Raw genomic sequence first — 24,786 nt, forward strand, 5'->3', positions numbered from 1 at the left:
TTTCAAGATCAAACGATCGCAGCCTGCGGCAATGCCTACAGGGATTTAGTGACCATGAGTTTTGTTGTACGCCGGGCGCGCCACAGTGATGCCGCCGCCCTCCCCGCCATCGAACGGTCGGCCGCCGAACTGTTTCGCGTAGACCCTGCCCTCGCCTGGCTTGCCGATGCCCCCGTGCCCGACGCTGAACAGCACTTGCAGGCAGTCCGCAGCGCTTTGGTGTGGGTGACCGAACACACTGATCAGCAACTTGGCGGTTTTCTGCGGGCGGTGGAAGTCGACAATCAACTGCACGTTGAGGAACTGTCCGTCAGCCAACACTTTCAGGGTCAGGGAATGGGTCGCAAGTTGCTGTTGATGGCCATTGAGTACGCCGCTGAGCGGCAACTTCGCGCCGTCACGCTGACAACATTTTCCGATCTGCCGTGGAACGCACCGTTTTATCAACGGATCGGCTTTAGCCTGTTAACCGCGCAAGAAACACCGGCGCATCTACTCGATGCGTTAAACAGCGAAGCAGCCCACGGCTTGCCCATTGAACGGCGCTGCGCCATGCATCTTGAACTCAAACCGCAGCCTTGAGATCAACCCCCAAGGCTTGGGCAAACGCCTTGACCAGCGGACTGCGCACCGTGTTGTGACGCAGGATCAGATTGAACGGCGTCACGATGTGAATCCGCTGCGGCAGCACCGCACGAAACTGCCCGGCCGCGACCAGTGTTGCAGCGTAATGCTCGGGCAGAAAACCCACGAAACGCCCGGTCTTGATCAGCAATGCCACGGCCTCGACCTGGGTAGCCGAGGCGGAAAAACTGTCATAGCGCGCATAGTTGAGCTTATCGCGGTGGATCGCATAGCGGTGGTTGATGCACTCGTAATCCTGCAGCACATTGCCGCTCATTTGCGTCTCGGGCATGTCGAACAGCGGATGGCCGAGCGCGCAGTACACTTGCGAGCGTTCCTCATACAGCGGGTAATAATCAAACTCTTCGCGACGTTGATAAACCGGAACAATTCCGGCAACTAAGCGACCTTCTACGACACCTCTTTCAACCTCATCCAGCTGCGACGCCTGAAGTTGAAATCTTACTTTTGGTGACTCTTCATTGATTTTCTTCAGCGCTGCAATTAACGGCGAATTGGGATCGCTGATCGTATTGTCGATAACGCCCACACCCAGATCCCCAATAAGTTCGTTTTGCGCAGAACTAAGCCGGTCGCGAAAGTTGTCGACAGAGGCAAATAGATCAATTGACGCCTGATACACCAGGCGCCCTTCTTCGGTCAGGTGAAAGCCCTCGCGCCCACGGGTACACAAGCGCATGCCGATACGAATTTCCAGGTCGGAGATCTGTTTGCTGATGGCCGCAAGGCCCACGTTCAGCTCGTTCTGCGCCGCGCTGAAGCCTCCCGCCTCAACCACCGCCTTGAACACCTTGAGCAGTTTGAAGTCCAGGCCACTCAGCGCCAGCGGCGCGCGATGTGCGGGTTTCGGCGGTGGGTTTCCGGAATTGGAAAGTGGGGTTTCCATAATGCTGATTTACCTCTGGCGCAATGTTCAACAATCTGTGTCCAACAACAAAAACATCGCCGACTAATAATAATGATCACAGAAAACACGGCTTGGCAACTGCCAGAAAATCCCGAACATCAGTGCCAACTCACTGATCGCCAAACATTAAAAGCTGACACTTCGATCAGCTCTCGCGACATTGCAACTGCCCTCTTGAAAACTGCTTTGGCCTGAATCCGTCCGCTGATTGTTCAGCCGGAACTTGCAGGTCATGCACACCGATTTCAGTTCGCGTTACCGACGAGGAAAACAACCCATGTCTCAAACCACCGACCGTCTCTGGGGCGCCCGATTCAAAAGCGGCCCGTCCGCTGCCCTGGCGGCGTTGTCCCGTTGCCCTGAGCGCTATTTCCGCCTCACCCCGTACGACTTGGCCGGCTCCAAGGCGCATGCCGGTGAACTGCAGCGTGCCGGTCTGCTCACCGAGCAGGAAACCCGGACCATGCTCGCGGCGCTGGACGCCATCGGTGCAGACTTCCGCGCTGGCAGCATCGCCCCGACGCTGGACGACGAAGACGTTCACACCTTCATCGAACGCCTGCTGACCGAGCGCCTCGGCGCCTTGGGCGGCAAGCTGCGTGCCGGACGTTCGCGCAACGACCAGACCGCCAACGATCTGCGTCTGTTCCTGCGTGATCATGTGCGCACCCTGGCCGTGGAAGTCCTCGCTCTGCAACAGGCGCTGGTCGACCAGGCCGAACAGCATGTCGAAAGCATCTGTCCCGGTTTCACGCACTTGCAGCAGGCGCAGCCGATCGTCTTCGCCCACCACTTGCTGGCCCACGCGCAATCGATGCTGCGTGATGTGCAACGTTTGGTGGACTGGGACGCCCGCACCTCGTTGTCGCCACTCGGTGCTGCCGCCATGGCCGGTTCCGCCATCGCTCGCCAGCCGCAGCAATCGGCAAAGGAAATGGGCTATGCCGGCGTCTGCGAGAACTCCATCGACGCCGTCGCCAGCCGCGATCACGTCGCCGAATTCCTGTTCATCGCCAGCATGCTGGGGATCAACATTTCACGTCTGGCCGAAGAGTTTTGCCTCTGGTCGTCGCGCCAGTTCCGCTGGGTTGATCTGGACGATGCCTACGCCACCGGCAGTTCGATCATGCCGCAGAAGAAAAACCCGGACATCGCCGAACTGGCGCGGGGCAAGGCCGGGCGGCTGATCGGCAATCTCACCGGTTTGCTCTCGACGCTCAAATCCCTGCCGCTGTCGTACAACCGCGATCTGAGCGAAGACAAGAACGGCGTGCTCGACAGTGTCGACACCTTGCTGCTGGTACTCCCGGCGATGGCCGGGATGGTCGCGACCATGACCGTCAACGTGGCAGAACTACGGCGTCAGGCGCCCCTCGGTTTCACACTCGCCACCGAAGTCGCCGACTGGCTGGCGATGCGCGGCGTGCCTTTCAAGGAAGCGCACGAAATCACCGGTGCGCTGGTGCAGGCCTGCGAGAAACATGGCATCGAATTATGGGAAGCCTCGCCGGCGCTGCTGGCCGAGATCGATCCGCGCCTGACCGCTGATGTACGCGACAGCCTGACGCTGGAAGCGGCCATTGCGGCGCGCAGCGGCTGGGGCGGTACCGCGCCGCAACAGGTGCGCGAGCAGATCGGCCGCTTGAAAACCGCCCTCGCCGCGCAACAGCAGTGGACGGAAAACTATCAGGGCTTCCGCCTCTGAAGCCCAAAACACAAAACCCTGTAGGAGTGAGCTTGCTCGCGATGGCACCTGCCCATGCAACATTGATGTTGGCTGACCCACCGCTATCGCGAGCAGGCTCACTCCTACAAGGGGCCGGTGTTGGATTTGAAACACAAGTGTACGGAGAAACACCATGAGCCAGACTCAGGCAGAACGACTCCAGGCGGAGCGCAAACTGGCGGAGAACCAGTTCGATATCACCCAGTACCAGCATGTGCCACGGCGCTATTACGGGCGGATTTTCTTCGCCACGCTGATCGTCATCGCGATCATCGGCCTGGTGCGCGCCTTCGCCGAAGGCAAGATCGAATGGTCGTACATCGGCCAGTTCCTGACCTCCCAGGCGATCATGTGGGGCCTGTTCAACACCATCATCATGGCCGTCCTGGCGATGGCGCTGGGCATTGTGTTCGGGGTGATCACGGCGATCATGCGCATGTCGGCCAACCCGATCCTGCGCTACGTGGCGCTGACCTACACCTGGCTGTTTCGCGGTACGCCGCTGATCCTGCAACTGCTGCTGTGGTTCAACCTGGCGCTGATTTTCCCCACCATCGGCATCCCCGGGCTGTTCGAACTCGACACCGTGAGCCTGATGACCCCGTTCGTGGCAGCGCTGCTCGGCTTGAGCATCAACCAGGGCGCCTACACCGCTGAAGTGGTGCGCGCCGGCCTGCTGTCGGTGGACACCGGGCAGTACGAAGCGGCCAAGTCGATCGGCATGCCGCGTCTGCAGGCGCTGCGCCGGATCATCCTGCCGCAGGCCATGCGCATCATTATTCCGCCGGTCGGCAACGAATTCATCGGCATGGTCAAGATGACCTCACTGGCGAGCGTGATCCAGTACTCGGAACTGCTCTACAACGCCCAGAACATTTACTACGCCAACGCCCGAGTGATGGAGCTGCTGATCGTCGCCGGCATCTGGTACCTGGCCACTGTCACCGTGCTGTCCTTTGGTCAAAGCCGTCTGGAGCGTCGCTTCGCTCGCGGCGCCGGCAAGCGTTCTTGAGGAATCGAACATGAGAAGCATCGTCAAGGCCGTCAGCCTGAACAAGTATTACGACCAGTACCACGCGCTCAAGGACATCAACATCGAAGTCGAGCAAGGCGAAGTGCTGTGCATCATCGGCCCGTCCGGCTCGGGCAAGAGCACCCTGCTGCGTTGCATCAACCAGTTGGAAAAGATCGACAAGGGCGGCTTGTGGGTCGACGGCGAACTGGTCGGCTATCGGGTCGTAGGCAACAAGCTGCACGAACTCAATGAATCGCAGATCGCCCGCCAGCGCCTGGCGACCGGCATGGTGTTCCAGCGCTTCAACCTGTTTCCGCACATGACTGTGCTGCAAAACATCATCGAAGGCCCGTGCCAGGTGCTCAAGCGCTCGCCCAAGGAAGCCCACGAAGAAGCCCTGGAGCTGCTGGCCCGCGTCGGCCTGGCCGACAAACGCAACAGCTACCCGATCGAACTTTCGGGCGGTCAGCAACAACGAGTCGCCATCGCCAGGGCGCTGGCCATGCGTCCGAAACTGATGCTGTTCGATGAACCCACTTCGGCACTCGACCCGGAACTGGTCGGTGAGGTGCTGTCGGTCATGCGCGATCTGGCGCAGACCGGCATGACCATGATCGTCGTCACCCATGAACTGGGCTTCGCCCGCGAGGTTTCCAATCGCATGGTGTTCATGGACGGCGGGCAGATCGTGGAGGCTGGAAGCCCCGAAGAAATACTAATAAGTCCGCAAAACCCGCGCACCCAAAGCTTCATTTCTGCCGTTCGAACCTAAGCACCGATTGGTGCCACAACACTCATAAGAGAACGACCATGAAGAATTTCGTAATCCCCGCTGTACTCGCTTCTGTCATGTCTTGCGGTTTCGCCGTGGCCGCCGACCTGCCGGCCGGCATCAAGGAAAAAGGCGAGATTGTCGTGGCAATCATGCCGAACTATCCACCGATGGACTTCAAGGACCCGGCCACCAACACCCTGACCGGTCTGGACTACGACCTGGGCAACGCTCTGGCCGAACGTCTGGGGGTGAAGATCAAATGGCAGGAAACCGGCTTCGAACAAATGATCAATGCACTGACCACTGAGCGCGTCGACATGGTGTTGTCGGGCATGACCGACACTGCCGAGCGCCAGGCCAGTGTGACTTTCGTCGACTACTTCACCAGCGGCCCACAGTTCTACACCTTGCAGAAGAACACCGCGACCAACGAGATCATTGATCTGTGCGGCAAGAAAGTCGGCACCAGCCGTCGCACCACATTCCCGGCGGAAATCGCCGCGTGGAGCAAGGCCAACTGTGAGGCCGCCGGCAAACCGGCGATCAACGTGATCGGCACCGAAGGCTCGGCCGACGCCCGAGCACAACTGCGCCAGAGCCGGATTGACGCGGCGATGCAGGGCAGCGAAACGCTGTCGTACCTCAAGACCCAGGAAAAGGACATGTACAAGACCGTCGGCCAGCCGATCTCGGTGCAGTTCACCGGCCTTGGCGTGAGCAAGAAAAAACCCGAGCTGAGCGCAGCGGTGAAAGTCGCCTTGCAGAGCATGGTCGATGACGGCAGCTACAACGCAATCCTGAAGAAGTGGGACCTGGAGCTGGGCGCGATCAAGGAAGTGACGATCAACGCCGGTCAGTAACACTTCGCCGCTGCCCCCCCTGTAGGAGCTGCCGCAGGCTGCGATCTTTTGATCTTGGTCTTAAAGATCGCAGCCTGCGGCAGCTCCTACAGGATTTGGCGTTTACCCATGAATAACGGAGCGCTGTGATGTCCTCCTTGCCTCAACCGGCCTGGCCCGAGCCGCACAAAGCCTGCCTCGCCCTGGCCTTCGACCTCGACGGCCCGACCGGCGATGCGATGCTCAACGGCTCGATCTGGCACAAGCCCGAATACTTCGGTTTCGGTGGTTATGGCCCTTACCGCGCCCTGCCCCGGCTGCTCGATCTGCTCGACGCCTTTAATATTCCGACCACGTTCTTCGTCCCGGCCTGGGTCGTGGAGAACTGGCCAAAGCAGTGCCAGGCCATCGTCGAACGCGGCCATGAAGTGGCCTATCACGGCTACAAACACGAATCCTTCTACACCCTGACGCTGGAACAACAGCAAGCCGTGATGGCGAAATCAAGGGACGTGTTCTGGCAACACCTGCACATCCGCGCCGAAGGCTTTCGCACACCGTCCGGCGACTGGCGCGCGCAAACCCCGGCGATGCTCGCTGACGCCGGCGTCATCTATTCCAGCAGCATGCGCGGCGATGATCGTCCGTATCTGGTCAACGTCCCCGGTCACAGCACACCGCTGGTGGAAATCCCCGGTCGTTGGGAGATGGACGATTACGCCTCCCTCGCCTACACCCGCGCGCCGAATTTCCCGTCGGGGCTGGATCGCACCGCCAGCTACGCACTGACCCTCGATAACTGGAAGCGGGAGTACGACGGCGCCATGGATGAAGGCCTGTGCCTGACAACCCTGTTTCACCCGAAAATCACCGGCAAACCGGGACGCATCCTGTTGCTGGAGCAACTTTTCGAACACATGCGCCAACGCGATGACGTGTGGTTCGCCACTTGCCGCGACGTCGCCCGCTGGTGGCTGAAGGAGCATCACCATGGCTGATTTCGCTGTTTTGCCCAACCAGGTCTGGCCCGAAGGCAAGCGCTGCGCCGTGGTCCTGACCGTCGATTACAACGACATCCACGGTATTTTGACTCAGGCCCCGGAAGTGGCCGGACGCGACAAGACCCTGTCGGTGTGGCGCTATGGCACGCAACGTGGGGTCGATCGTCTGCTCGGGTTGTTCGAGGAACTCGGGGTGACCAGCAGTTGGTTCGTCCCCGGTATCGTCGCCGAGGAAAACCCGCAGCACATTGCGGCGATCAAGGCTGGCGGCCATGAGATTGCCTGCGCCGGCTATCGCCATCTGGACTACGACCGTCTCGACCTGGCGACGCAAAGTGCCGAGGTCGCCAAGGGTTGTGCCGCGCTCCACGCATTGACCGGCGAACGGCCGAACGGCTTCCGCATTCCCGCCGGCAACGGCGCGCCAGGGTTTATCGCAGCGCTCAAGGATCACGGCATACGTTGGTGCTCATCGTGGCGTGGCGACGACTTGCCGTTTGCTCATCCAACGGCCCCCGATGTCATCGAACTGCCACTGCATTACGAACTGGAAGACGAGCCGTACTTCGCCTTCAACCTGAGCCCGGCGGTGCCGCCGGCGCAATCGCGTATCGCCTCCTACAGCCACACGCTGGACAACCTGCAGCTGGACTTCGCCGGGTTCCACCGGTTCGGCCTGTGCTATGTACTGCGCCTGCACCCGGAAATCATCGCCACGCCAGGACGGATCGGCGTGCTCCGAGAATTGCTGCAAGGCATTCAAAAGCACGACGACGTGTGGATCGCCAGCGGCGCCGAGATCGCGCAGTGGTGGGCGCAATCGGCGCAACAGGTGAGCGCCGATCATCCGGCATCGGTCTATGAGCGGCACTATCGGGACTACCTCGTATGACCCAGCGCATGCAGCGTCTGGCGCAGTTTTGCGTCGAGACCCACTTCGACGATTTGCCACCGGCACTCGTCGAGCAAGCCAAGCGGCACATCCTCGACACCTTTGGCGCAGCGCTGGCCGGGGCGGACAGCGCCGTGGCGTTTCAATCGCGGCGAGTGCTGGCAAGCGAGTCCGGGCCGGTGCCCGTCTGGGGCACTTCGTTTCGGGTCGGTGCGGGTCAGGCAGCGCTGCTCAATGGCATCGCCGCCCATGCTCTGGAACTGGACGACACCGGTGGTTGCGATCACTCCGGTGCGGTGGTGTTGCCGGCAATCATGGCTGCGCTTTCGTTGAGCGACAGAACCATCAGTGGTCGCGAGTTGATCACGGCCGTGGTGATCGGCTATGAAATCGGCCGGCGTGTACTGGAAGCCTGTGGCAGCTATTCGGCGCATAACGGCGCAGGTTGGCATTCTACCGCCACCTGCGGAGTGTTCGGTGCGGCGGCGGCGTGCTCTCGGATTCTGCGCCTGGATGCGCAGCAGACGGTGGCCGCGCTGGGCATCGCCGGTAGCTTCAGTGGCGGTCTGTGGGCGTTCATTCACGACGGTTCACAGAGCAAAAAACTGCACAGCGGTCGCGCCGCCGAAGGCGGATTGCTGGCGGCGAGGTTTGCCAGCGAAGGTATCAGCGGCCCCACGCTACTGTTCGATGAAGTCTGGGGCGGCTTTCTCAAGACCTTCGCGGGTGATAACGCATGCGCCGAAGCGCTGGACGTTGATCTGGGCACGGTGTGGAAGCTCGCCCGTTGCTCAATCAAACCCTACGCGGCCTGTCGCGGAACGCATTCGGCAATCGACGCGCTTGGGTTGTTGCTGGCGCAACTGCAGGTCGGCGCTGATCAGGTCGAGGATGTACAGGTGCGTTTGTGCCCGTTTCTGCAAGACATGTGTGGCGCGCGCGATGTCGGCAGTCTGGCTGCCGCGCAAATGAGCCTGCCGTATGCACTTGCGTCGCGTCTGGTGCATGGCCACTGTCGGCTGGAGGCCTACGACGAAGGGCTACGGCATGATCCGCGTATTGTTCAATGGCTGGCGCGCATTCACCTTGAAGTCGATCCGCAACTGTCCGAGGATGGCGAGCCGTGGGTGACGCTGCGCACCGTCGATGGACGCATGGCAAGCCTGTGTGTCGAGGTGCCGCTGGGCGCGCCGGGCAATCCGCTGAGTGATGCGGCACTGGAGGAGAAGTTATTCAGCCTGGCGTTGCGGGTGTTACCGCGCGGGCAGGCTGACGGGTTGCTGGACTCTGTGCGGCGACTGGAGAGCCTCGAATCTGTGGGCGATCTGGATCGGTGGCTGATGTGATGAGTGTGTCGCCGGGACAGGGCTCATCGCGAGCAGGCTCACTCCTGCAAAGGATCTGGTCGTTAGATGCGGATCCTGTAGGAGTGAGCCTGCTCGCGATGCAGCCGACTCGGTGCCCAGCCGATCAGAAAAACAACTGAAATAAGGACATTCGCCCCACCGTGGTCACCTACTCGCTCGTTATCCGCCGCCTGATGATCGTCTCGCTAACCATCGTGGTCAGCCGCGCCATCACCAGTCCACTGCTCACTCTATTCCTGAGCAACAAGCTCGGGCTCAATCAGCAGGACGTCGGTCTGCTCCTGGGGATCGCGGTGTTCATCGCGACCCTGCTCGCGCTGTATGGCGGCTACATCATCGACCGCCTGGAAAAGCGCCGGTTGCTGATTCTCGCCATGCTTTCCAGCGCCGTGGGCTTTGTCCTGCTGACGTTCGCCCAAAACCTTTATCTGACCACCGTCACCCTGATCATCACCGAAACCGCCTCGGCGTTGTTCCTGATCGGCTCCAAGGCAATCCTCAGTGAAAACCTGCCCATGAGCCAACGGGCCAAGGCATTCTCCCTGCGCTACACGCTGACCAACATCGGTTACGCCACCGGGCCGATGCTTGGCGTCGTGATTGCCGGGGTCTACCCTGTTGCGCCGTTTCTGATCGCCGCCGCGATTGCCTTCGCCAGTGTGTTCCTGATGAGCGGGATTCCCAGGGATTCCAGCCCGGTTACCGCCATCGGCCAACCGCAAAGCTTTCTGAAAACCCTGAGCACCCTGAAAAACGACCGCACGCTGATCATGTTCACCTGTGGTTGCCTGCTCAGCACCGTGGTGCACGGGCGCTTCACCCTGTACCTGTCGCAATACCTGCTGGTGGTCGAGGATTCGAAAAGCGCCCTGCAAACCATGGCCGCCCTGCTCGCCTGCAATGCGATTACGGTGATCCTGCTGCAATACCAGATCGGTCGCTTCCTCAGTCGCGAAAAGTTGCGCTACTGGATCGCGGCCGGCACCAGCCTGTTCATTCTTGGGTTGATCGGTTTCAGTCTGGCCAATAGCCTGCTCACCTGGTGCATCGCGATGTTCATCTTCACTCTGGGTGAAATGATCATTTACCCGTCGGAGTTCCTGTTCGTCGACACCCTGGCTCCGGAAGAACTGCGTGGCAGCTACTACGGCGCACAGAATCTGGCGGCGCTGGGCGGTGCATTGAGTCCGGTGATCTGCGGATTCCTGCTGATGCACACTCCGGCGCCAACGATGTTCTATGCGCTGAGCGCGTTGACCGCGATGGGTGGACTCTTGTGCTTCATGAGCGGGAGACGTGTCGCTTTAGCTCAAAAATAATGCACTGAAGCAGCATTTATATGAATTTGTCAGCATCGAGTTTGCACGGCACACTGTGCATGTTCCTCCCCCAATGTTGGAACACTTCGAGGACTTTCCGAAACGGACGAGTCCTTTTTTTTGCCCCGAATTTACCGCAAGGACCCGATTCACATGCTCGCTCGCTGGTTCCCCGCCGCCATCAACACCCGCCCCACCGAATGGAGCCGCGCCGCCATCGGCATGGCTTTGGGCACGCTGTTCAGCGTCTGGGCATGCAGTCAGGTGTTCGGTCATGAAGTCGCCTATCACCTGATCGGGCCATTGGGTGCCTCGGCGGTGCTGCTGTTCGCCGTGTCCTCCGGGGCGCTCGCGCAACCGTGGTCGATCATCGGCGGCTACCTGTGCGCCAGCGTTGTCGCGCTGCTGGTGGCCCACGTGCTGGGCCGAACCCTGGGCAGTGCGTGTCTGGCAGCGGGCATGGCGCTGATCCTGATGTGCTGGCTACGTTGCCTGCACCCGCCGGCCGGCGCGCTCGCGCTGACGCTGGTGCTGGCCGATCCGGCGACTATCGCCATGGACTGGAAAGCCATGGAACCGGTGATGCTCGCCGCCGCGTGCATGCTGCTCAGCGCGCTGACCTACAACAACCTGACGCGCATCCGCTACCCGAAACGTCCGGCCGAGCCAGCACCGGCACTGGCGCCGATCGATAGCCAGGCCATCACCGCCGCTGACTTGAAACTGGCATTGGCGGATATGGAAGCGTTTATCGACGTCACGCCCGAAGATCTCGAGCAACTGATCCACGCCAGCGAACTTCACGCCAAACGGCGCAGCATCGGCGAAGTCTTCTCCTGACACCCACACTCCCTGTAGGCGCTGCCGAAGGCTCGGGCCGCGTTCGGACGATCTTTTGATTGTGTTTTTCAAGATCAAAAGATCGCAGCCTTCGGCAGCTCCTACACAAGCCAGTGGCGTTTTTTTCTTAAGGCAAAAACGCAAACTCCCCCTGCACATATCCCCGTTGTACACGGCAAATTTGCACTGTTACGATCCGTTAACGCTCGCGCGCGAGCTTTTCGAATAAAGACAATAAAAGCAGGGAGTTAGTGATGACTGCTCAGGCTTCATCCCCGCGGACGCCGTCCATGGATGCCACGCAAAACGAAGTGCTGGCCGAGGTTCGCAATCACATCGGTCACCTGACCCTCAACCGCCCCGCCGGTCTCAACGCCATTACCCTCGACATGGTTCGCCAGTTGCAGCAGCAACTCGACGCCTGGGCCACTGACGCCCGCGTGCATGCCGTGGTGTTGCGCGGTGCCGGGGAAAAGGCCTTCTGCGCCGGCGGCGATATCCGATCCCTGTACGACAGCTTCAAAAGCGGTGACACGCTGCACGAAGACTTCTTCGTCGAGGAATACGCCCTCGACCTGACGCTTCATCACTACCGCAAACCGGTACTGGCCTTGATGGACGGGTTCGTCCTCGGCGGCGGCATGGGGCTGGTGCAAGGTGCGGATCTGCGCGTGGTCACCGAGAAGAGCCGCCTGGCGATGCCGGAAGTGGCCATCGGTTATTTCCCGGATGTCGGTGGCAGCTATTTCCTGTCGCGCATTCCCGGTGAACTGGGGATCTACCTGGGCGTCAGCGGCGTGCAGATTCGCGCGGCCGATGCGCTGTATTGCGGGCTGGCCGACTGGTATGTCGACAGCGGCAGACTGGCGAGCCTCGACGAACAACTCGATCACCTGGAATGGCACGACACGCCGCTCAAGGACCTGCAGGGCCTGCTCGCCAAAAACGGCGTGCAAACCCTGGCCGATGCACCGCTGGAGAAACTGCGCCCGGTCATCGACCATTTCTTCGCCCTGCCGGACGTGCCAAGCATCGTCGAGCAACTGCGCGCAGTCACCGTCGCCGACAGCCACGCGTGGGCGACCACCACCGCTGATCTGCTGGAGACCCGATCGCCACTGGCGATGGCGGTGACCCTGGAAATGCTCCGTCGTGGCCGCTATTTGAGCCTGGACCAATGCTTCGCGCTTGAACTGCATCTGGATCGTCAGTGGTTCGAACGCGGCGACCTGATCGAAGGCGTGCGCGCCCTGCTGATCGACAAAGACAAGACACCACGCTGGAACCCGCCGACCCTCGCTGCGCTGGACGCCGAACATGTCGCGAGTTTCTTCCACGGTTTTACTGAGAGCGGGAGCTGAGCCATGCACGATCTCGAACTGACTGAAGAACAAGTGATGATCCGCGACATGGCCCGGGACTTTGCCCGTGGCGAAATCGCCCCCCATGCGCAAGCCTGGGAAAAGGCTGGCTGGATCGACGACGCGCTGGTGGCGAAAATGGGCGAACTCGGTTTGCTCGGCATGGTGGTGCCCGAGGAATGGGGCGGCACTTACGTCGATTACGTGGCGTACGCCTTGGCCGTGGAAGAGATTTCCGCAGGCGACGGCGCGACCGGCGCGTTCATGAGCATCCACAACTCGGTGGGCTGTGGGCCGGTCATGAATTACGGCAGCGAAGCGCAGAAAAAGACTTGGCTGGCCGACCTCGCCAGCGGTCAGGTGATTGGCTGTTTCTGCCTGACCGAACCGCAGGCCGGTTCCGAAGCGCACAACCTGCGCACCCGTGCCGAACTGCGTGACGGCCAGTGGGTGATCAACGGCGCCAAGCAATTCGTCAGCAACGGCAAACGGGCGAAACTGGCCATCGTGTTCGCGGTGACCGATCCGGATCTGGGCAAGAAAGGCATTTCCGCGTTCCTGGTGCCGACTGATACCCCGGGGTTCATCGTCGATCGTACCGAACACAAGATGGGCATTCGCGCTTCCGACACCTGTGCGGTGACGCTCAACAACTGCAGCATTCCCGAGGCCAACCTGCTCGGTGAGCGCGGCAAGGGCCTGGCGATTGCCCTGTCCAACCTCGAAGGCGGACGCATCGGCATTGCCGCACAAGCCTTGGGCATCGCCCGGGCGGCGTTTGAAGCGGCGCTGGTGTATTCCCGTGATCGCATCCAGTTCGGCAAACCGATCAACGAACACCAGAGCATCGCCAACCTGCTGGCCGACATGCACCTGCAAATCAACGCGGCGCGCTTGATGATCCTGCACGCGGCGCGCCTGCGCACGGCGGGCAAACCGTGTCTGTCGGAGGCTTCACAGGCCAAGCTGTTCGCGTCGGAAATGGCCGAGAAGGTCTGCTCCTCAGCGATTCAGATTCATGGCGGGTATGGGTATCTGGAGGATTATCCGGTGGAGAAGTACTACCGCGATGCGCGGATTACCCAGATCTACGAAGGCTCGAGCGAGATTCAGCGGATGGTGATTGCGCGTGAGCTGAAGAACTACCAGCTCTAAAAGCAAAAGATCGCAGCCTTCGGCAGCTCCTACAGGGAAAATGTGTAGGAGCTGCCGAAGGCTGCGATCTTTTGATCTTGCCTCAAAAGCTTCGCGAGCTTGCTCGCGAAGGCGTCAGTCAGGTCAACGCATTATTTGCCCTGAAACTCCGGTGCCCGCTTGGCCACAAACGCCGCCATCCCTTCCTTCTGATCCTGCGTGGCAAACGCGGCATGGAACACTCGGCGCTCGAAGCGCACGCCTTCGGTCAGGTTGACCTCGAAGGCGCGGTTGACGCTTTCCTTGATCATCATCGCAATCGGCAGCGATTTGCTGGCGATCACCGTGGCGACTTTCAGGGCTTCGTCCAGCAGCTCATCGCTTGGCACGATCCGCGCGACGATGCCGCAACGTTCGGCTTCGACGGCATCGATCAGACGCCCGCTCAGGCACATTTCCATGGCCTTGGCCTTGCCCACCGCGCGGGTCAGGCGCTGGGTGCCGCCCATGCCCGGGAGCACGCCGAGGTTGATTTCCGGTTGACCGAATTTGGCATTGTCGCCGGCCAGGATGAAGTCGCACATCAGCGCCAGTTCACAGCCGCCGCCGAGGGCGAAGCCGTTGACGGCGGCGATGATCGGCTTGCGCCGGTTGGCAACGCGGTCGCTGTCGCTGAACAGATCATCCATGTAGATCTGCGGGTAGGTCAGCTCGGCCATTTCCTTGATGTCGGCACCGGCCGCAAAGGCTTTTTTCGAACCGGTGATGACGATGCAACCAATGTTCGCATCCGCTTCAAGGCCATCAAGGGCGTGGTTCACTTCGCTGACCAGTTGCGCATTCAGGGCGTTCAGCGCCTGTGGGCGGTTCAGGGTGATCAGGCCGACGCGGCCGTGGTTCTCCAGCAGAATCGTTTCGTAGCTCATATAAAACTCCTGAATTCATACTCCCCCTGTAGGAGCTGCCGCAGGCTCGGGCCGCGTTCGGACGATCTTTTGATCTTACTTTACAAATCAAAGGCAAAAGATCGCAGCCTTCGGCAGCTCCTACACAGGGGTTGGGTTTAAAGGTTTCGTGAGATGACCATGCGCTGAATGTCGCTGGTGCCTTCATAGATCTGGCAGACGCGCACGTCGCGGTAGATGCGTTCCAGCGGGAAGTCGTTGAGGTAACCGTAACCGCCCAGCGTCTGCAATGCCATCGAGCAGACCTTCTCGGCCATTTCCGAGGCGAACAGTTTCGCCATTGAAGCCTCGACCAACGCCGGCTGACCGCTGTCACGCAGGGCGGCGGCGTAATGCACCATTTGCCGGGCGACGGCGATTTGCGTGGCCATGTCGGCGAGGCGGAAGGCCACGGCCTGGTGCTCGATGATCGGTTTGCCAAAGGTCTCGCGCTCACGGGCGTAATCACGAGCCGCTTCGAACGCGGCACGGGCCATGCCCACCGATTGTGAGGCAATGCCGACGCGTCCGCCTTCAAGGTTGGCCAGGGCGATCTTGTAGCCTTCGCCCTCCTCACCCAAGCGGTTGGCGACCGGCACTTTCACGTCCTCAAAGAGGATCTGGCAGGTGTCCGACGCATGCTGGCCGAGCTTGTCTTCGACTCGGGCGACTGTGTAGCCCGGCGAGTCGGTGGGCACGATGAACGCTGTAATGCCACGTTTGCCGGCGCTCGGGTCGGTGACCGCAAACACGATCACGATCCCGGCGTTCTGCCCGGAGGTGATGAACTGTTTGCAGCCGTTGAGCACGTAATGATCGCCGTCCAGCCGGGCGCGGGTTTTCAGGCTGCTGGCGTCGGAACCGGCTTGCGGTTCGGTCAAGGCGAAAGCGCCGAGCATGGCGCCGCTGGCCAAAGGTTTGAGGAAACGTTCGCGCTGGTCGTCATTGCCGAACTTGAGGATCGGCACGCAGCCCACCGAGTTGTGCACGCTCATGATGGTCGAGCAGGCGCCGTCGCCGGCAGCGATTTCTTCCAGGGCCATGGCGTAGGCCAGATAGCCGGTGTCACAACCGCCCCACTGCTCCGGCACGAGCATGCCGAAAAAGCCCAGTTCGGCCATCTCGCCGATGGCTTCCTTGGGGAAACGGTGCTCGCGATCCCACTCGGCGGCGAACGGCTTCAGCCGTTCCTCGGCAAACTGCCGGGCCATGTCGCGGATCTGGGTTTGGTCTTCGTTGGGAATCATGGTGAATCCTTAAATTGAATCGCAACACTCACCTTTGTAGGAGCTGCCACAGGCTGCGATCTTTTGCTCTTGTTTTTAAAATCAAAGTCAAAAGATCGCAGCCTGCGGCAGCTCCTACAGAGTCCGCGTGTTTAGTAAACGCATTCCACAGCCATGGCCGTGGCTTCACCACCGCCGATGCAGATCGCCGCAATCCCGCGTTTCAGGCCTTTCTGGCGCAGGGCCGAGAGCAAGGTCACCAGAATCCGTGCACCCGAGGCACCGATCGGATGGCCCAGCGCGCAGGCGCCGCCATGCACGTTGAGTTTGTCGTGGGGGATTTCCAGGTGAGTCATCGCGGCCATCGCCACCACGGCGAATGCTTCGTTGATTTCAAACAGATCGACCTCGTTCAGCGCCCAGCCAGTCTTCTTCACCAGTTTCTTGATCGCACCAATCGGTGCTACCGGGAACAGGCCCGGGGTGTCGGCAAACGCCGCGTGACCGTGAATCACCGCCAGCGGCTTCAGCCCAAGTTTCTGCGCCTGCGACTGGCGCATCAGCACCAGCGCCGCCGCGCCGTCGGAGATCGAACTGGAGTTCGCCGCCGTCACCGTGCCGCCTTCGCGGAACGCCGGTTTCAGGGTGGCGACCTTGTCCAGTTTGGCTTTCGGCGGCTGCTCGTCGTTGCTGATCAGCAGCTGCTCCTTGCCGACCGTCACGGTCAGCGGAACGATCTCGGCCTTGAAGCTGCCGTCCTTGATCGCCTGCTGGGCGCGGGTGGTCGAGGCGATGGCGAAGGCGTCCTGCGCTTCGCGGCTGAAGTGGTTGGTTTCGGCGCAGTCTTCGGCGAAGGTGCCCATCAGGCGACCCTTGTCGTAGGCGTCTTCGAGGCCGTCGAGGAACATCGAATCGAGCACCCGGCCATGGCCCATGCGGTAACCGGCGCGGGCACGGTCCAGCAGGTACGGCGAGTTGGACATGCTTTCCATACCGCCGGCGATCACCACGTCGGCGCTGCCGGCCAGCAGCATGTCGTGAGCGAGAATGGTGGTTTCCATGCCCGAGCCGCACATCTTGTTGACCGTGGTGCAGCGCGTGGATTTATCCAGCCCGGCACCCAGCGCCGCTTGCCGCGCAGGCGCCTGGCCGAGGCCGGCGGGCAATACGCAACCGAACAACACTTCGTCGACCGCGTCGCTGGCGACCCCGGCGCGTTCAACCGCGGCCTTGATCGCGGCGGCGCCCAGTTGCGGCGCGGTGAGGCTTTTCAGTTCGCCTTGAAAACCGCCCATCGGGGTGCGGACGGCGCTGACAATAACAATCGGATCGTTGGAAATAGTCATGACAAATCCTCCTTACTTGGCGGCCATGCGCAAGGCGCCGTCGAGACGGATCACCTCACCGTTGAGCATGCTGTTTTCGATGATATGCCGAACCAGCGCGGCGTACTCGGCAGGTTTCCCAAGGCGCGGCGGGAACGGCACGCCGGCGGCCAGCGACTCGCGGACTTCCGGGGTCATGCCGGCCATCATCGGGGTTTCGAAAATGCCCGGGGCAATGGTCATCACGCGGATGCCGAAGCGCGCCAGCTCACGGGCGGCCGGCAGGGTCAGGCTGGCGATCGCGCCTTTCGAGGCGGAATACGCTGCCTGACCGATCTGGCCGTCGAACGCCGCCACCGACGCGGTGTTGATGATCACCCCGCGCTCACCGTCGGCATTCGCTTCGCTTTCAGCGATGGCCGCAGCGGCCAGACGCAGCATGTTGAAGCTGCCGATCAGGTTGACGTTGATCACCTGGGCAAAACTGGACAGTGCATGCGGGCCGTTCTTGCCGAGGATCTTCTCGCCCCGGACGATGCCGGCGCAGTTGACCAGACCGTTGAGGCTGCCAAAGGCTTTGACCGTGGCCTGTACGGCGGCCTCGGCGGCGGCTTCATTGCTGATGTCGGCGACCACGCTTTGCGCGCCGAGGCGCTGGGCCTGCGCGGCAACGGCTTCGGCGTTCATGTCCACCAGCATCACTTTGGCGCCGGCGTTGACCAGCAATTCAGCGGTGGCCGCCCCCAAGCCGGACGCGCCGCCGGTGACGATAAAAACCTTGTTCTCGATCTGCATGACTGACTTCCTGATTCAAGCTGAAACGTTGTGCGCCGCGGCCTCTTGAGCCTTGGCGATTTCCTGGTTGCGCAAGATAAAGCGCTGCAATTTGCCGCTTGGGGTTTTCGGCAATTCGCTGACAAATTCGATTTCCCGCGGGTACGAATGCGCGGCCAGACGTTTGCGCACGTGTTGGCGCAGCTCTTCGGCCAGCGCAGGTTCGGCGCGGTATTGCGGGTTGAGCACAACGAACGCTTTGACCAGCTCGGTGCGTTCCGGGTCCGGCTTGCCGACCACCGCCGCTTCGACCACTGCCGGGTGTTCGATCAGCGCGCTTTCGACGTCGAACGGACCGACGCGATAGCCCGAGGTGGTGATCACGTCATCGCTGCGGCCGACGAAGCTGATGCTGCCGTCCGGGTTCCATTCCACGGTGTCGCCGCTCAGGTAGTAATTACCGACGAAGGCCTTGGTCGGCACGCCCTCGTAGCCGCCGAACCAGCACATCGGCGATTGCGGACGGTCGATGGCGAGAATGCCCGGCTGACCGACGCCGAGTTCGTTGTATTGCTCGTCGAGCACCACGATGCGGTGGCCCGGCGAGGCGAAACCGGCGGCGCCGAGGTGGATCGGGTGTTCCAGACCATGGTGGTTGCACAGGACCATGCCCAGCTCGGTCTGGCCGTAATGGTCGTGGATGACCACGCCGAGGTTGTCAGCGAACCAGCGGATCACTTCCGGGTTCAGCGGTTCGCCGGCGCTGCTGACGATGCGCAGCTTGCCTTTGATGGATTTGGCGAACTCGTTGCCGCCGGCAATCAACAGGCGATACGCGGTCGGCGAGCCGGTGAGATTGGTGATGCCGTATTTGTTGATGACCCGGCAGGTACTTTCGAGGGTGAACGGGCCATCGTAAAAGGTGATCGGATGCCCCATTGCCATCGGCCCGGTAACGCCGAAATAGATGCCGTAGGCCCAGCCCGGATCGGCGACGTTCCAGAACGCGTCTTCGGGGCGAAGATCCACCGCGTCACGGGTGTAACTCTGGAACGCGACGATGGCCTTGAGCGGCACCGACAGCGCTTTCGACGGGCCGGTGGTGCCCGAGGTGAACATCAGCAGAAACGGGTCTTCGCCCGTCAGCAGGACCGGCTCGCAGACGCTGGAATTGTTGGCCAGCTCGGCCCAGAAACTGAAATCGCCCCGCACGATGCCCTGGCCCTTGGCGCCGCCGACAGTGACCACGGTCGGGCAATCGGCGACTTCAGCGAGTTTCGGCCGGTTGGTGGCGTCGGTGACCACCACTTTGGCACCGGAACTGTTCAGGCGATGTTCGATGGCCTTGGGGCCGAACGCGGTGAACAGCGGCTGATACACCGCGCCGATGCGCCAGGTGGCGAACACGGTGATGAGCAGTTCGATGTTGCGCGGCAGCAGGCCGGCGACCTTGTCGCCCTTCTGCACGCCCTGGGCGAGAAGGAAATTGGCAAAACGCGCAGCTTTGTCCTGCAGGTCGCTGAAGGTGTACGTCGCACTGGCGCCATCGCGCCCCTCCCAGAACAGCGCAATGCGCCCCGGCAAGGCGTGACGATCGCAGCATTCGACGCAGGCGTTGAGCGCCTCCAGCGTGCCGCTGAGCGCAGCGTCCACGGTGTGCTGATAGTTGAACTGTTCGGTGGCAGACAAATAATCGCGCATTGCCAGAATCCCTCGGTGTTTTTATTAGGCTGGGAACCGTAAACAACAGAGGGATAGTCGCGCTGCGCGGGGCTTGGGGCAATGGTCAAAGCTGTCAATCTGGCTGATTGGTTTGGCCATGTTTGCATAATTTCAAACAAGCCTCTGTAGGAGCTGCCGCAGGCTGCGATCTTTTGATCTTGTTTTTTAAAGTCAAAGTCAACAGATCGTCCGAACGCGGCCCGAGCCTTCGGCAGCTCCTACAGGGGAAGCGCATTTCAAATGTGGAGCCAGCCTGCTGGCGATAGGGCCGGTTCAGACTGCCACGTTCAGGATCAGCGTACGGTAATGCCCCGGATTCGACCCCGACCACTTGCGAAACGCCTTGTAGAACGAACTCGCATCGGCAAACCCCAGCCGCGTCGCAATCTCGACAAAACTGATCGACGGCTCCGCCAGCCAGGTGATCGCCAGTTCCTTGCGCACGCTGTCCTTGAGGCCTTGATAGGTCTGCCCTTCTTCCGACAAGCGTCGGCGCAGGGTTGAGGCGGACATGCACAGTTGTTGCGCCAGGGCCTCGGTTTCCGGCCATCGTTCGGCGGGCAACTGGCGCAGGTCGTGCTTGATCCGGCTGGCAAGGCTCTCCGGGTCGCGGTACTTCACCAGAATGTTTGCCGGCGCGTGGGCCAGGAAGCGCTTCAGCTCCTCGGCCGTGCGCTTGATCGGCAGATCGAGGCAGTCGGCGGCGAAGATCATCCGCGTGCGCGGGCGGTCGAAACGCAGGTTTTCCGAGAACATCACCCGGTAGTCGTCACAGAAGTCCGGCTCGGCGCAACGCAGTTCGATCGCCAGAATCGGAATCCGCCGCCCCGCCAGCCAGCAGGCCACGCCGTGGACGATCATCCAGTAGGTGAAATAGGTGAAAGCGCGGCGCGGTTCGGGGTCGTCTTCGAGCAGGACGATTTCCGCCAGACTTTGCTGATGCACCAGCTGCGCCGGCATTTTCTCCAGCATCAGTGAGAGGAAATTCAGGCCCATGTTCAGGCCGGCGGCCAGGGTCGGTTGCGCCATGGCGCTGCGACAGAGGAACTCGAGGCTACCGGACTTGAGCGCGCGCGGGTCCATGCCGAAGAACTCGTCATCGCCGCGTCGGGCCAGCAATCGCCAGAGTTTCGCGTATTGCGAGGCGGGCACCCGGCCCTCTGCGCTTTGCAGCCGGGCCGGATCAATCCCGACCTTGTTCAAGACGTCTTCCGTGGCCATGCCCGGGGCACAACTTTGCAGCAGCGCTTCACGCACCAGTTGCACGGCGATGGTGTCTTTTTCCGACATGGAGCGAAGCAGACCTTGTGGTTTTTGAGTGACAGGCATCTTACCCCAGTCAACTCGACTCACCACAAGCCTGTAGGAGCTGCCGAAGGCTGCGATCTTTTGACTTTGACTTAAAAACCAAGATCAAAAGATCGCAGCCTTCGGCAGCTCCTACCTGGGTTTGTGCGGGGGGCGAAAAACAGGTCGTTCAGCGAATGTTCAGGTAAATGTCAACCATACCCATTTGGGAATGAGTGTCATTATGTTACAACTTAGCCACCTATCTAAATCACTCGTGGTTGCCGCAAATGCTCGTTCCCTTTCTGATCATGCTGCGTGAAGGCATTGAAGCTGCCCTGATCGTGGGCATCATCGCCAGCTACCTGCAACAAACCGGCCGTGGCCAATGGATGCCGGCGGTGTGGATCGGCGTGTTTCTCGCTGCCGCGCTGGCGCTGCTGGTCGGCGGTGGCCTGGAACTGGTCAGCGCCGAATTCCCGCAAAAGCAGCAGGAGCTGTTTGAAGGCGTGGTGGGTCTGGTGGCCGTGGGCATTCTCAGTTCGATGGTGTTCTGGATGCGTAAGGTCGCACGCTCGATCAAGCATTCGCTGCAGGCGTCACTGGACCACGCCCTGACCTCTTCAAAGCACCAGGTGATCGCGCTGATCGCCATGGTGTTTTTCGCCGTGGCCCGTGAAGGTCTGGAAACCGTGTTCTTCCTGCTCGCCGTGTTCCAGCAGAGCGAAGGCCCGGGTGCGCCGGTCGGCGCCCTGCTCGGCCTGGTGCTGGCGATCATCGTCGGCTTCCTGATCTACAGCGGCAGCATGCGCCTGAACCTGTCGGCGTTCTTCAAGTGGACCGGGCTGTTCATCCTCGTGGTTGCCGCCGGGATCCTCGCCAACTCGGTGCAGGCGCTGCATGAAGCGGGCGTGTGGAATCACCTGCAAACCGTGCTGTTCGACTTCAGCGCGACGCTGCCGATGGACGGCCCGTTGGGCTCGGTGCTGGCCGGCATGTTCGGTTATCAGGATGCGCCGACCGTCAGCACCCTCGGCGCGTACCTGATCTATCTGGTGCTGGCGCTGGTGATGTTCTTCCTGCCAGCCCCGCCCTCCAGCGCCCAGGCAGCCGGCAAATCGTCTTCCGTTTCCAGCCAATAAGGGCACCCATGTCAAAGCCTAATACTCCTCAGGCCTCCCCTCCCCGCGCCTTGCGCTGGGCGGTGGCCGGTTCGGTGGTCGTGATGATCGCCGCCGGTGGCTTGTTCTACTACGCCTCGAAAATGGCGGCGGCCAAGCGTCAGCACAACCATGACGAAGTGGTGGTCAACATCAACGCCCATAGCTGTGATCCGAACGAGCTGAGCGTACCGGCCGGCCGTGCCAGTTTCCGCATCGTCAACCGCTCCGACCGCGCGGTGGAATGGGAAATCCTCGACGGCGTGCTGGTGATCGAAGAGCGCGAGAACATCGCCCCGGGTCTGAGCCAGGTGATCAACGCCAACCTGCAACCCGGCGACTACGCCATCACTTGTGGGCTGCTGAGCAACCCACGCGGCGTGCTGCACGTAACGCCAACGGCGGCCTCCGATGCCGCCGCCAAGGCCAAGCCGTCGATGGTCGCCTTCGTCGGGCCGCTGTCGGAATTCCGTGTGTATCTGGCGAGCCAGAGCAGCGCGCTGATCAAAGCCGTGACGGCGTTGAATCAGGCGATTGCCAGCGGCGACCTGAGTCAGGCGCAAGCGCTGTACCTGCCGGCGCGTGCCGCCTATCAGCGTCTGGCCCCGGCGGCGCAGCGCCTGGCGGAACTGGACAACAGCATCAATGCCCGCGCCGATTATTTCGAGAAACGCGAGCAGGATCCGGCCTTCGTCGGTTTCCACCGGGTCGAATACGCGCTGTTCCAGCAACGCAATCTCGACGGTCTGAACCCGGTCGCCGAGCGCCTGCTGGCCGACGTCACCACCCTCAAACAACAACTGCTGGCCCAGTCGCTGCCGCCGGAGCAGTTGGTCAACATCGTGGTGCGCAACCTCAACACCCTGGCTGACGTGCGCGCCGCCAGTGGCGAAGAAGAACGCTACAGCCAAGGCGACCTCAACGGTTTCGCCGGCAACCTGGAAACCGCGCACAAGGTCGTCGAGTTGCTGCGGCCCATGCTGAGCAAATCGGCGGCGGATCTGCTGCCGAAAATCGATACCGCACTGAGCGATTTCGACAACGTATTGAACAGCTTCAAGGTCAAGGACGGCTACGCCACTTACGACACGGTCAGCGGCGAACAACGCAAACAGATCGCCGACAAGGCCAAGGCCCTGGCCGACGCTCTGGATGGCATCGATCCCGCCCTCGGCCTCTCCGGCCTGTAAGCAGAAGACCACTACCGATGAAAGATTTGCAAAACCTCGATCTGCAACGTCGCCGCCTCCTGATGGGCATGGGTGTCGCCGGTGTGGCACTGGCCGGTTCGGCACTGAGCTGCCCGGCGATGGCCGCGGCACCGGCGCAAGTCACCGAAGCGCCGAGCAGCGACAAGACCGAAGACCGCCACGACTTCCACGGCGTGCACCAGACCGGCATCGTCACCCCGCGCCCGGCGTCCGGCATGTTCGTTTCGTTCGACGTGCTGGCCAGCGATCGCGAGGACCTGGAGCGGCTGTTTCGCACCCTCAACGAGCGCATCGCTTTCCTGATGAAGGGCGGCCCCGTGGCGCAGATCGACCCGAAACTGCCGCCGCCGGACTCCGGCATTCTCGGCCCGGTCGTGACCCCGGACAATCTGACCATCACCGTGTCGGTGGGCGCGTCGCTGTTCGATGAGCGCTTTGGTCTGGCCGGCGCCAAACCGAAACGCCTGCAACGCATGGTCGGTTTCCCCAACGATGCGCTTGAGGCTGATTGCTGCCACGGCGACCTGAGCCTGCAGTTCTGCTCGAACACCGCCGACACCAACATTCACGCCCTGCGCGACATCGTCAAGAACCTGCCGGACCTGCTGCTGGTGCGCTGGAAACAGGAAGGCAGCGTGCCGCCGCAAGCGCCGGCCAAACCGGGGGTGCCGGCGCAATCGGCGCGCAACTTCCTCGGCTTCCGCGATGGCTCGGCCAACCCCGACTCCAACGACGCCAAGGCGATGGACAAGGTTGTCTGGGTGCAACCGGGCAGCGATGAACCGGCCTGGGCGGCGCACGGCAGCTATCAAGCGGTGCGGATCATCCGCAACTTCGTCGAGCGCTGGGACCGCACGCCACTGCAGGAACAGGAAAGCATCATCGGTCGGGTCAAGACCACGGGCGCACCGATGGGCGCCCAGCATGAGACCGAGGTCCCGGATTACAGCAAGGACCCGCAAGGCAAGCTGACCAAACTCGACGCGCACATCCGTCTGGCCAACCCGCGCACTGCCGCGAGCCAGGCCAATCTGATCCTGCGCCGACCGTTCAACTACTCCAACGGCGTGAACAAGAACGGCCAGCTCGACATGGGCCTGCTGTTCATCTGCTACCAGGCCGACCTGGAGAAAGGCTTCATCACCGTGCAGACCCGACTCAACGGCGAGCCACTCGAGGAATACCTCAAACCGGTCGGCGGCGGCTATTTCTTCACCCTGCCGGGTGTCACCGGCGACACGGACTTCATCGGTCGCTCGTTGCTCGACGCCACACACCCCAAAACAGCTGCCTAACCCTAAAAACCCTCGGAGCCG

The 24,786-nt window shown here is 61.5% G+C and carries 22 protein-coding genes; 15 read left to right on the forward strand and 7 right to left on the reverse strand.

All coding sequences use genetic code 11. The features are described 5' to 3' along the window. Window positions 1-54 precede the first annotated feature (54 nt). The gene (locus tag KKQ10_RS03230) at window positions 55-582 is read left to right on the forward strand and encodes a GNAT family N-acetyltransferase (protein ID WP_215500161.1); all 528 of its coding nucleotides are present in this window, start codon (window positions 55-57) and stop codon (window positions 580-582) included. Here KKQ10_RS03230 and KKQ10_RS03235 read toward each other — a convergent pair. Then, window positions 566-1,531: a LysR family transcriptional regulator gene (locus KKQ10_RS03235; RefSeq protein ID WP_215500162.1), complete on the reverse strand. Its 966-nt coding sequence runs from the start codon at window positions 1,529-1,531 to the stop codon at window positions 566-568. The two genes, KKQ10_RS03230 and KKQ10_RS03235, sit on opposite strands and share 17 nt — an antisense overlap. A 298-nt stretch (window positions 1,532-1,829) precedes the next feature. Between KKQ10_RS03235 and argH the strand changes: the two genes are divergently transcribed. The 11 genes from argH (at window position 1,830) to KKQ10_RS03290 (ending at window position 13,842) form a co-directional block, all read left to right on the forward strand. Then, complete coding sequence (gene argH, locus KKQ10_RS03240; protein WP_215500163.1) at window positions 1,830-3,257, forward strand: argininosuccinate lyase; 1,428 nt, start codon at window positions 1,830-1,832, stop codon at window positions 3,255-3,257. A gap of 154 nt (window positions 3,258-3,411) precedes the next feature. Further along, entirely contained in the window at window positions 3,412-4,290 is an 879-nt protein-coding gene (locus tag KKQ10_RS03245) for an amino acid ABC transporter permease (RefSeq protein ID WP_123468870.1), read from the forward strand. Window positions 4,291-4,300: 10 nt separating this feature from the next. Next, a complete protein-coding gene (locus KKQ10_RS03250; RefSeq protein ID WP_215500164.1) occupies window positions 4,301-5,065 on the forward strand; it encodes an amino acid ABC transporter ATP-binding protein in 765 nt (254 codons plus the stop codon). A gap of 38 nt (window positions 5,066-5,103) precedes the next feature. Then, a complete protein-coding gene (locus tag KKQ10_RS03255) occupies window positions 5,104-5,928 on the forward strand; it encodes an ABC transporter substrate-binding protein (RefSeq protein ID WP_215500165.1) in 825 nt (274 codons plus the stop codon). Window positions 5,929-6,056: 128 nt separating this feature from the next. Continuing rightward, a complete protein-coding gene (locus tag KKQ10_RS03260) occupies window positions 6,057-6,905 on the forward strand; it encodes a polysaccharide deacetylase family protein (protein ID WP_215500166.1) in 849 nt (282 codons plus the stop codon). Beyond that, window positions 6,898-7,800: a polysaccharide deacetylase family protein gene (locus KKQ10_RS03265; RefSeq protein WP_215500167.1), complete on the forward strand. Its 903-nt coding sequence runs from the start codon at window positions 6,898-6,900 to the stop codon at window positions 7,798-7,800. Before KKQ10_RS03260 ends, KKQ10_RS03265 begins: the two co-directional genes overlap by 8 nt. Continuing rightward, window positions 7,797-9,146, forward strand: a complete 1,350-nt coding sequence (locus KKQ10_RS03270) for an MmgE/PrpD family protein (RefSeq protein WP_215500168.1) — start codon at window positions 7,797-7,799, stop codon at window positions 9,144-9,146. Before KKQ10_RS03265 ends, KKQ10_RS03270 begins: the two co-directional genes overlap by 4 nt. Before the next feature lie 161 nt (window positions 9,147-9,307). Beyond that, window positions 9,308-10,486: an MFS transporter gene (locus tag KKQ10_RS03275; RefSeq protein WP_215500169.1), complete on the forward strand. Its 1,179-nt coding sequence runs from the start codon at window positions 9,308-9,310 to the stop codon at window positions 10,484-10,486. A 153-nt stretch (window positions 10,487-10,639) separates the two neighbouring features. After that, a complete protein-coding gene (locus KKQ10_RS03280; RefSeq protein ID WP_215500170.1) occupies window positions 10,640-11,326 on the forward strand; it encodes an HPP family protein in 687 nt (228 codons plus the stop codon). 254 nt (window positions 11,327-11,580) lie between these two features. Beyond that, on the forward strand, window positions 11,581-12,687 hold the full coding sequence (locus KKQ10_RS03285) for an enoyl-CoA hydratase/isomerase family protein (protein ID WP_127647222.1): 1,107 nt from the start codon (window positions 11,581-11,583) through the stop codon (window positions 12,685-12,687). A 3-nt stretch (window positions 12,688-12,690) separates the two neighbouring features. Beyond that, window positions 12,691-13,842: an acyl-CoA dehydrogenase family protein gene (locus tag KKQ10_RS03290; RefSeq protein ID WP_215500171.1), complete on the forward strand. Its 1,152-nt coding sequence runs from the start codon at window positions 12,691-12,693 to the stop codon at window positions 13,840-13,842. A gap of 131 nt (window positions 13,843-13,973) precedes the next feature. Here the strand turns inward: KKQ10_RS03290 and KKQ10_RS03295 are convergent, their stop codons facing one another. From KKQ10_RS03295 to KKQ10_RS03320, 6 genes are all read right to left on the reverse strand, one after another. Beyond that, window positions 13,974-14,747 (reverse strand): enoyl-CoA hydratase, encoded by a 774-nt coding sequence (locus KKQ10_RS03295; protein ID WP_127647218.1) that lies wholly within the window; start codon window positions 14,745-14,747, stop codon window positions 13,974-13,976. A gap of 137 nt (window positions 14,748-14,884) precedes the next feature. Then, window positions 14,885-16,012 (reverse strand): acyl-CoA dehydrogenase, encoded by a 1,128-nt coding sequence (locus tag KKQ10_RS03300; protein ID WP_215500172.1) that lies wholly within the window; start codon window positions 16,010-16,012, stop codon window positions 14,885-14,887. A gap of 131 nt (window positions 16,013-16,143) precedes the next feature. Beyond that, window positions 16,144-17,337, reverse strand: a complete 1,194-nt coding sequence (locus KKQ10_RS03305; protein ID WP_127647214.1) for an acetyl-CoA C-acyltransferase — start codon at window positions 17,335-17,337, stop codon at window positions 16,144-16,146. A 12-nt stretch (window positions 17,338-17,349) separates the two neighbouring features. Further along, the gene (locus KKQ10_RS03310; protein ID WP_086791161.1) at window positions 17,350-18,111 is read right to left on the reverse strand and encodes an SDR family NAD(P)-dependent oxidoreductase; all 762 of its coding nucleotides are present in this window, start codon (window positions 18,109-18,111) and stop codon (window positions 17,350-17,352) included. Between the two features lie 15 nt (window positions 18,112-18,126). Continuing rightward, the gene (locus KKQ10_RS03315) at window positions 18,127-19,791 is read right to left on the reverse strand and encodes an AMP-binding protein (RefSeq protein ID WP_215500173.1); all 1,665 of its coding nucleotides are present in this window, start codon (window positions 19,789-19,791) and stop codon (window positions 18,127-18,129) included. A 294-nt stretch (window positions 19,792-20,085) separates the two neighbouring features. Continuing rightward, on the reverse strand, window positions 20,086-21,102 hold the full coding sequence (locus KKQ10_RS03320) for an AraC family transcriptional regulator (protein WP_215500174.1): 1,017 nt from the start codon (window positions 21,100-21,102) through the stop codon (window positions 20,086-20,088). Window positions 21,103-21,389: 287 nt separating this feature from the next. Here KKQ10_RS03320 and efeU point away from each other — a divergent pair, with 287 nt between their 5' ends. From efeU to efeB, 3 genes are read left to right on the forward strand one after another with little or no spacing between them, the layout of a single operon-like run. Next, window positions 21,390-22,241 (forward strand): iron uptake transporter permease EfeU, encoded by an 852-nt coding sequence (gene efeU, locus KKQ10_RS03325; RefSeq protein WP_215500175.1) that lies wholly within the window; start codon window positions 21,390-21,392, stop codon window positions 22,239-22,241. Window positions 22,242-22,249: 8 nt separating this feature from the next. After that, window positions 22,250-23,449, forward strand: a complete 1,200-nt coding sequence (efeO, locus tag KKQ10_RS03330) for an iron uptake system protein EfeO (RefSeq protein WP_215500176.1) — start codon at window positions 22,250-22,252, stop codon at window positions 23,447-23,449. Window positions 23,450-23,466: 17 nt separating this feature from the next. After that, window positions 23,467-24,765 carry an iron uptake transporter deferrochelatase/peroxidase subunit gene (gene efeB, locus KKQ10_RS03335; RefSeq protein WP_215500177.1) on the forward strand — a complete coding sequence of 433 codons (1,299 nt, stop codon included), beginning with the start codon at window positions 23,467-23,469 and terminating at the stop codon, window positions 24,763-24,765. The last annotated feature ends 21 nt before the right edge of the window (window positions 24,766-24,786 follow it).

The organism is Pseudomonas sp. MG-9 (assembly GCF_018729515.1).
In the GTDB taxonomy this organism is placed as follows: Bacteria; Pseudomonadota; Gammaproteobacteria; order Pseudomonadales; family Pseudomonadaceae; genus Aquipseudomonas; species Aquipseudomonas serboccidentalis.

Excerpts from the sequence above, each read along its gene's own strand:
- KKQ10_RS03245 (WP_123468870.1), top strand. The coding sequence starts at position 3,412 with ATGAGCCAGACTCAGGCAGAACGACTCCAGGCGGAGCGCAAACTGGCG.
- argH (WP_215500163.1), top strand. The coding sequence starts at position 1,830 with ATGTCTCAAACCACCGACCGTCTCTGGGGCGCCCGATTCAAAAGCGGC.
- KKQ10_RS03300 (WP_215500172.1), bottom strand. The coding sequence starts at position 16,012 with ATGATTCCCAACGAAGACCAAACCCAGATCCGCGACATGGCCCGGCAG.
- KKQ10_RS03305 (WP_127647214.1), bottom strand. The coding sequence starts at position 17,337 with ATGACTATTTCCAACGATCCGATTGTTATTGTCAGCGCCGTCCGCACC.
- KKQ10_RS03260 (WP_215500166.1), top strand. The coding sequence starts at position 6,057 with ATGTCCTCCTTGCCTCAACCGGCCTGGCCCGAGCCGCACAAAGCCTGC.
- efeB (WP_215500177.1), top strand. The coding sequence starts at position 23,467 with ATGAAAGATTTGCAAAACCTCGATCTGCAACGTCGCCGCCTCCTGATG.
- KKQ10_RS03320 (WP_215500174.1), bottom strand. The coding sequence starts at position 21,102 with ATGTCGGAAAAAGACACCATCGCCGTGCAACTGGTGCGTGAAGCGCTG.
- efeU (WP_215500175.1), top strand. The coding sequence starts at position 21,390 with ATGCTCGTTCCCTTTCTGATCATGCTGCGTGAAGGCATTGAAGCTGCC.
- KKQ10_RS03230 (WP_215500161.1), top strand. The coding sequence starts at position 55 with ATGAGTTTTGTTGTACGCCGGGCGCGCCACAGTGATGCCGCCGCCCTC.
- KKQ10_RS03250 (WP_215500164.1), top strand. The coding sequence starts at position 4,301 with ATGAGAAGCATCGTCAAGGCCGTCAGCCTGAACAAGTATTACGACCAG.
- KKQ10_RS03315 (WP_215500173.1), bottom strand. The coding sequence starts at position 19,791 with ATGCGCGATTATTTGTCTGCCACCGAACAGTTCAACTATCAGCACACC.
- efeO (WP_215500176.1), top strand. The coding sequence starts at position 22,250 with ATGTCAAAGCCTAATACTCCTCAGGCCTCCCCTCCCCGCGCCTTGCGC.
- KKQ10_RS03265 (WP_215500167.1), top strand. The coding sequence starts at position 6,898 with ATGGCTGATTTCGCTGTTTTGCCCAACCAGGTCTGGCCCGAAGGCAAG.
- KKQ10_RS03280 (WP_215500170.1), top strand. The coding sequence starts at position 10,640 with ATGCTCGCTCGCTGGTTCCCCGCCGCCATCAACACCCGCCCCACCGAA.
- KKQ10_RS03235 (WP_215500162.1), bottom strand. The coding sequence starts at position 1,531 with ATGGAAACCCCACTTTCCAATTCCGGAAACCCACCGCCGAAACCCGCA.
- KKQ10_RS03290 (WP_215500171.1), top strand. The coding sequence starts at position 12,691 with ATGCACGATCTCGAACTGACTGAAGAACAAGTGATGATCCGCGACATG.
- KKQ10_RS03255 (WP_215500165.1), top strand. The coding sequence starts at position 5,104 with ATGAAGAATTTCGTAATCCCCGCTGTACTCGCTTCTGTCATGTCTTGC.
- KKQ10_RS03295 (WP_127647218.1), bottom strand. The coding sequence starts at position 14,747 with ATGAGCTACGAAACGATTCTGCTGGAGAACCACGGCCGCGTCGGCCTG.
- KKQ10_RS03310 (WP_086791161.1), bottom strand. The coding sequence starts at position 18,111 with ATGCAGATCGAGAACAAGGTTTTTATCGTCACCGGCGGCGCGTCCGGC.
- KKQ10_RS03270 (WP_215500168.1), top strand. The coding sequence starts at position 7,797 with ATGACCCAGCGCATGCAGCGTCTGGCGCAGTTTTGCGTCGAGACCCAC.
- KKQ10_RS03285 (WP_127647222.1), top strand. The coding sequence starts at position 11,581 with ATGACTGCTCAGGCTTCATCCCCGCGGACGCCGTCCATGGATGCCACG.